The organism is Leptolyngbya sp. ST-U4, assembly GCF_039962215.1.
Lineage (GTDB): Bacteria > Cyanobacteriota > Cyanobacteriia > Elainellales > Elainellaceae > Leptolyngbya_A.
Genome location: NZ_JAMPKZ010000014.1, coordinates 124,032 through 130,964 on the forward strand (window position 1 = coordinate 124,032; position 6,933 = coordinate 130,964).

3 protein-coding genes and 2 pseudogenes are annotated in these 6,933 nt (G+C 51.5%); 3 read left to right on the forward strand and 2 right to left on the reverse strand.

What is annotated here, in order from left to right:
- Window positions 1–187: 187 nt before the first annotated feature.
- Entirely contained in the window at window positions 188–1,804 is a 1,617-nt protein-coding gene (locus tag NDA02_RS19105; RefSeq protein ID WP_190789831.1) for an NAD(P)H-quinone oxidoreductase subunit 4, read from the forward strand.
- A gap of 94 nt (window positions 1,805–1,898) precedes the next feature.
- On the opposite strand, the pseudogene NDA02_RS19110 reads toward NDA02_RS19105, so the two are convergent.
- Window positions 1,899–2,728: pseudogene (locus tag NDA02_RS19110) on the reverse strand (IS5 family transposase).
- 61 nt (window positions 2,729–2,789) lie between these two features.
- Here NDA02_RS19110 and NDA02_RS19115 point away from each other — a divergent pair.
- Window positions 2,790–2,912: pseudogene (locus NDA02_RS19115) on the forward strand (ergothioneine biosynthesis protein EgtB); the annotation flags it as partial.
- Window positions 2,913–2,935: 23 nt separating this feature from the next.
- On the opposite strand, the gene NDA02_RS19120 reads toward NDA02_RS19115, so the two are convergent.
- The gene (locus tag NDA02_RS19120; protein WP_190789824.1) at window positions 2,936–5,857 is read right to left on the reverse strand and encodes an NHLP bacteriocin export ABC transporter permease/ATPase subunit; all 2,922 of its coding nucleotides are present in this window, start codon (window positions 5,855–5,857) and stop codon (window positions 2,936–2,938) included.
- Between the two features lie 418 nt (window positions 5,858–6,275).
- On the opposite strand from NDA02_RS19120, the gene NDA02_RS19125 reads away from it, so the two are divergent.
- Complete coding sequence (locus NDA02_RS19125) at window positions 6,276–6,605, forward strand: hypothetical protein (RefSeq protein ID WP_190789825.1); 330 nt, start codon at window positions 6,276–6,278, stop codon at window positions 6,603–6,605.
- Window positions 6,606–6,933: the final 328 nt, after the last annotated feature.

A 6,933-nucleotide genomic window follows, 5' to 3' on the forward strand; every position in this document is an offset into this window, starting at 1 on the left:
CTTTGTTAACCCCAAAGTTAACCCTGAAGTACGAGAGTGCCCAAGCATCTAGCTTCCCGCTTCATGTTCTGTTAGATGCCTGACTTCGCAGACTGAGCGAAGGTTGCTCGACTAAGCCAGCCACTCAGCAGATCGTCTGCACACTATCGACTGCACTTCATCGAATACTGAATTTGGGTAAGCTCTCATGCCGAGTATGCAACTTCCCTGGTTAACTCTCCTGATTGTGTTTCCGCTCTTTGCGGCACTGCCAATTCCCTTTATTCCAGACAAATACGGCAAAACAATTCGCTCTTACACACTGGGCGCGAGTCTGGTTGAGTTTTCGCTAATTGTCTACGCTTTCTGGAAGCACTACGACTTGAGCAGTCCGGGCTTTCAGCTTGCCGAGCAGTATTCCTGGGTTCCTCAGCTTGGGTTAAATTGGGCAGTCGCTGTCGATGGGCTCTCAATGCCGCTCGTGGTTTTGACAGGACTGGTGACAACACTAGCGATTTTCGCTGCTTGGAAGGTCGATCGTAAGCCCCGCCTGTTCTACTTCCTGATGCTGGTGATGTACAGCGCCCAGATTGGCGTCTTTGCGGCTCAAGATTTGCTCCTCTTCTTTGTTATGTGGGAGTTGGAACTCGTTCCGGTCTATCTACTGATCTCAATCTGGGGTGGGCAAAGACGGCTCTATGCCTCGACGAAATTCATTCTGTACACGGCGACTGGCTCAGTTTTCATTCTGATCGCTGCGCTGGCAATGGCATTTTATGGTGATACTGTCACGTTTAATTTGCAAGAGTTGGGGCTGAAGGATTACTCGCTCGGATTTGAGCTGGTGATGTACGCCGCACTGCTGGTCGCTTTTGGCGTGAAGCTGCCGATTTTTCCGTTCCACACCTGGCTGCCTGATGCTCACAGTGAAGCTCCTGCTCCAGTCTCCATGATTCTGGCGGGGGTGCTGCTAAAGATGGCAGGCTATGCGCTGATTCGCTTTAACATTGAAATTCTTGCCAACGCTCACGTTTATTTTGCTCCGGTACTTGCCGTTCTTGGTGTGGTGAGCATTATTTATGCGTCGCTGACCGCGTTTGCTCAAACGAATTTGAAGCGGCGGTTAGCCTATTCTTCGATCGCCCACATGGGGTTTGTGCTGCTAGGCATTGCTTCCTTTAACGAGTTAGGGATGAGCGGCGCGATGCTGCAAATGGTCTCCCACGGTCTGATTGCGGCGGCTCTATTCTTCCTGGCAGGCGTGACTTATGAGCGGACGCATACGCTGGACATGCAAGAAATGGGCGGCATGGCAAAAACAATGCCCCGAACCTTTGCCCTTTTTACCGCAGGCGCAATGGCTTCTCTTGCCTTACCAGGGATGAGCGGGTTTGTGGGGGAAATTGCTGTGTTTCTGGGATTCGCCACTAGCGATGCCTACACTGCTCCATTTAAGGTGGTGATTGTGACGCTGGCTGCGATCGGGGTCATTCTCTCGCCAATTTATCTGCTATCAATGCTGCGAACTGTTTTTTATGGTGCAGAAAATCAAGACCTGATGGCTGAAATTACGGTCTCTGATGCAAAGCCACGAGAAGCATTCATCGCGCTCTGCCTGATCATTCCAATTATTGCGATCGGGGTTTATCCCAAGCTGGTAACTCAGACCTATGATGCGAAGACCACGCAGGTTGCTGCTGAAGCGCGTCAAGGTTTGCCTCTGATTGCAGAACATCCCATTCGAGTGAACGTTCCTTTCATTGCCCCAACTGTCTTTGGTACAGAAGCAAAAGATTTGACCCAGGCAGTGCGAGTGCTCGACTAGGAATTCTTGATAAATTCAATGATTTGCGCTTAATGAGGTAAGAGGGTGGACAGGAGTTCACCCTTTTTCTTTATCAATAGACTTCTTGCACGAATCAGGAAGCGAGAGCCAGCTCAAAGTTGAGGATGCCTGCGAGCAAATGCACCCTGCGCGTGAAGTGCCGTCGCCGATTGCGATAGCGCCCCGATAAGATGCGGAAACGCTTCAGCCGACGAATGCTGTGCTCCACCTTGACCCGCAGCCGGGCTAAAGCACGATTGGCTTGTTGGTCCGCATCACTCAAGCGTTGTTTCCGGGGCTTCTTCTGCGGCGTAATACTGTTAGCGTGAAGTTTAGCAATGCCTTGATAGCCCTTGTCTGCTAAACACAGCATCCCCTCACCCAAGTGCACGCCACTGTGCTTAAACAAGCGCAAGTCATGGGTACGACCTTTGCCCGTGGCAACGGCGAGAAACTGCCCCTGAGCTAGGTCAATCACCACTTGGGCTTTCAGCGTGTGCCGTTTGTGCTTGCCGCTCTAGTAGGCACGCTGTTTTTTTGGGGACGCTCAATTGCCACCTCTGTGACATCTACCACAACCGCCTCCCACTCCGTCTCGGCTTGGCGCAGTTGCCGTTTGCCCGGCAGACGAAATTGTCCCGACTTCACCAACAACGCTTCTACTTTGTCAATCGTGCGGCACACAGTCGCTTCCGACACCCCGAACTCTAACCCAATGTCAAACTGGGTGCGGTAGTGTCGCCAGTAATACAACGTCATCAGCAACTGGTCTTCCACGCTAAGGCGATTTTGTCCGCCGCGCTTCCCCTGTCGGTTTAAGTCGGGGCTGAGGACAATAACCATCGCTTGGAACGTTTCTCGCTTCACTCCACATGCCCGGCGAAAGGCAACTGGGTTGAGGGTTTGGATTTGCGGGTAGAGCATGAGTCATTTCAGTAGGGCTGATCTACTTTCAGCTCTTCTCTTCGATTCGTGCAAGAAGTCTAATCAAATGCTGCTGTGCGGCGGGCCTTGCGTCACATCTCACAGCCACATTCGCTTCAGCTATCGCAATTTCTTCCCGCCCACGACGCACTGGCAGTTTTCGAGAATTTGCCTGTGTGAGTAATATTGTGTGCCTGAATCGTGTGATTAATGCTCGCTCATCTGTCTGGCGATGAGCTGAGTAAATAACCCGGGCTGCTGCGCCAGCTCGTCAAACGTACCCTGCTGCACGACTCGACCTGCCTGGATCACATAAATGCGATCGGCGCGACGAATGGTACTGAGGCGATGGGCAATCACAATGCGCGTCACCCCCAGTTTGTCTAGGCTTTGGGTGACGATCGCCTGCGTTCGGTTATCCAGTGCGCTTGTCGCTTCATCAAATAGCAGAATTTGGGGATTCAGTGCTAGGGCGCGAGCAATCATCAGCCGTTGCCTTTGTCCCCCCGATAAATTTGAGCCACCCTCGCTGACAAAGGTATGCATTCCCATCGGCATCGCCCGCACATCGTCGGCAAAGCCTGCCATTTCTGCGGCTGTCCACGCCTCGCTCACCGCAATCAGCGCACTTGCCGAAATGTTGTCAAAAATGCTGCCCGCATTAATCCGGCTATTTTGCAGCACGACCCCCAACTGTCGCCGCACGGCTGTCACATCTAACCCTGCCAGATCTTGTCCGTCGTAGTAGATACTGCCGTCGATCGGCACGTCAAACCCTAGCAGCAGGCGAAACAAAGTAGATTTGCCGCTGCCCGACGGACCCACCAGCGCAATAAATTCTCCCGGTTCTGCCGTCAAGCTAACCTGATCGAGCGTTAGGGGACCATCCTCCCGGTAGCGAAACGTGACGCGATCGACTTGCACTCGACCTGCCAGTTTTCCCGGATCGGCTTGCTCAGGGTTAACCTCTGGTTCTGCCGCTAAGATGGGCTGCGATCGCTTCCATAGCGTCACGATTTCCAGCACGGATGTCACAGTATTGCTGAGGCTGGTTGCGCCCGTGATAAAAATCCCAAAGGCAGCACTGAAACCGAGAAAAGTTCCGGTTGAAAGGCTGGTGGCTTCACTTGTGGACGATCGCCCGATCAGCGTAACAGACATCCAGAAGAGTAGTGTTGCGGCGAGTCCGGGCATCACGGTGTTGAAAATGGCAACGCTGTCTTGCAGCAACTGAGTACTCAGTTCTAGATGAAGCTGCTGCGTATATTTGTTGCCCCAGGTAGCAAAGGCACGCGCTTCAGCTCCGGCACTCCGCAGTTTGGGAACTGCCTCAATCAGCTTCACCACCAAGCCCGAAATTTCGCCGCGTACCTCCAGCAAAGGGCGTTTCTGCCGCAGCAGCAGGGAGCTAGTCGTCGCCGTAAACCCGATCACTCCGATCGCTACTGCCCCCGCCACCAGCGCGAGCGGCACACTGTAGAACAGCATCAGCCCAAAGTTCAGCAGCGCAAAGAAGCTCGTCAGCATGGTGCGTAAAGTCGTACCCGTTAAGGCACGGCGAATCTGACTGATGCCCGACACCCGCGATTCTAGATCGCCCACTGTATATTGGCGAAAAAAGCCAGGGCTAAGCTGAAGCAATCGATCCCAAACCGCAGCCTGCATCATCACTTCGGACTGGGTTTCTAGACGCATGGTTGCCAAGGCCTGTACCCAATTCAGGCTTACGGTTCCCAAAGCAAAAAACAGCAAGCCCACCCCGATTTGAATCAGCGAAGTTCGATCGCCCGTCGGCAGTGCCATGTCGATCAATACGCCTGTTGCCAGCGGGACAAGCATTCCGGCTAGGGTGCTGGCGATTCCCATGCCTAGCAAAACCAGCAGATTTTTGAGCTGTCCTTTGAAGGCAAATCGCACCAGATCCCACGCCCGCAACACGGTGGATGGAAACGGACGATAGAAAATAAAGGCACTGGGATTGAGCTGAGCCGCGATCGCCGCATTCACTTTTGAATAGTGCCGCCCAGTCGTAGACGATTGGGGATCATAAAGCTCATAGTGATCGCCTGCGACAGGCAACAGGGCAACCGGACGCTTTTCTTGACGGGTGTAGGCGATGATCGGACCACCATCTTTTTGCCACCAGCGATCGCGCAGTAAAATTCGCCGCAGCCGCAGCCGAGACGATCGGGCAATTGCCTCTAGGGGGTCGCGCATTCGGCTTGGATCATCGGCTTCCATTGGGGGGGCGATCGGAATGCCCAGCACTTTGCCAACCGCTCCTGCTACCATCAGCAATTCATCGCCTTGAGCAGGAGACGAGTCAGACTGCGGTTTGAGCAGCGATGCCAGGGTTTTCAGCGTTTCCTGTGCCACCTGCTGATTGAGCTGCTGGCGTTTCTGAAACTGAGTCGATTGCGCTTGGGATTGCTGGAGGGTAATTTGTTCGATGCTCTTTAGGAAGTAGCAATGCAACTGCGCTAAGCCTTCTAGTAGCGGTGCTAGGGTGTCAATGCTGGCAAGGGGCTGAACCGTAAGCTGGAGCGTGCTGCTTGCCGAGATCCAGAGTCCGTTCGTCAGTGGAAATCTTCCTGTATGAGGCGTGAGCGGCACTCTGTCAAAGCCGAGCCAATGAGCAGTTCCCTGCTGACACTGTACCCACAGAACCTGCTCTTTCGATGGCTGCAAAGCCTGGCCTGCAACTAAGGAAACATACTGATCTATCTGGTCGATCGGAAATAGTTTTGCCAGGGGAAGCTTGGGTAAGCCTGGACTATTTGCTAGCTTGTAAATCCAATCTGCGATATGAAGACGAAGATCAGACAGGTTAAGGGTATCGATTGACTGTTCCGAAACTTCGGCAGGTTCAACTGCGACTGCGATAATTCCCCACATCGCTTCAGTTTCTTGTTGATGCAAGGCGAACTGCTCCAAATAAACATCTGAATCAGCCCCAAATAGTGCCGCTCCGGGTTCTACATCAAACAGGTAGTGTCGCTCACCCTCCGGCGCACCATTAACGATACGGACGGCAAATAAAGCGATCGTCCCAGATTGAACGATTCGGATCAGCGTGGGATTATCAAGCAGCAAGGGCAGATTGCCTCGAACACTTCTCGTATTGATCATCGTTCTAGCATGATTGGAGTACACGGTAATCTCAAAACGCGAATTGAGTTTTATTTCTTGATTAACTAGCTGTGTGAGCGATCGCACTTCTTAACAGGCTATTAGCTGTTGCGATTGCCTTTACTGCTCAAGTGCCTTTCAGTAAGTATTATATTAACGCTTTCGTCAAGCAACACTTCCTTATTTATATATTTATAGCAGTCTCTTCTCTGTTTAAAGAGTCTCAGAAAATTTAGTGATTTATTGAGCAACTATTATTTCATTCTCATCTATTTCTCATTTAAGCCCTGTACGCTGAAAGCAGAGTTGAATTTCAACAGAGTGAAGAATGAACTTTGCAAGCTCAATTCGCTTTTCTGTTTGATTTAACTTACGGGCTTGATGAAAGCCTGACATCTATAAAATTTTTGGAGGAATTATGTCTGTGAAAGAAACCAACGAGGAACTCAATCCGGAACAATTGGGTCAAGTGTCTGGCGGTCAAGAGCCTAGCATCAGCCGCGAAGAACCACTAGCCGATAAAGAACTCGACAGAATCTCTGGCGGTCAAGATGGCGGCAACCGTCGCCAACTGCAAGGGATCCTGTATGACGAGGATCTCAACAGAATCTCTGGTGGTCAGGATGGCGGCAATCGTCGTTCGATCGCAATCAACGGAGAGCTAGACGACGAGGATCTCAACAAGGTCTCTGGTGGTCAGGATGGCGGCAATCGTCGTTCGATCGCAATCGACGGAGAGTTTGAATAAGGAACTTGCTAGAACTCTCAATGGTTAGAGAGGCAAGCTCCGTCGCTCAATTGCAAGATCTAAATATCACACCCAGGAATGAGGATATAGCAATGCTATGTCCTTATTTTCTTGCATTTACTTTTTCGTCTCCTAAATTTTGTTTTAGTAAGTGTAGTCTGAGCTACATTCTGATTTATCCAGTTTCGCTCGCTATATTTGATGAGGTGTGTCGCCTTAGAGGATGTTTAGGAAGTAGCAGCGAATAGCAGTATTAAGAAAGCTTCCTGAAGTTTAGGCTGGAGCATATCGACATCTCAACAGCCCTCTGGGAAGCAATGACTCTAGC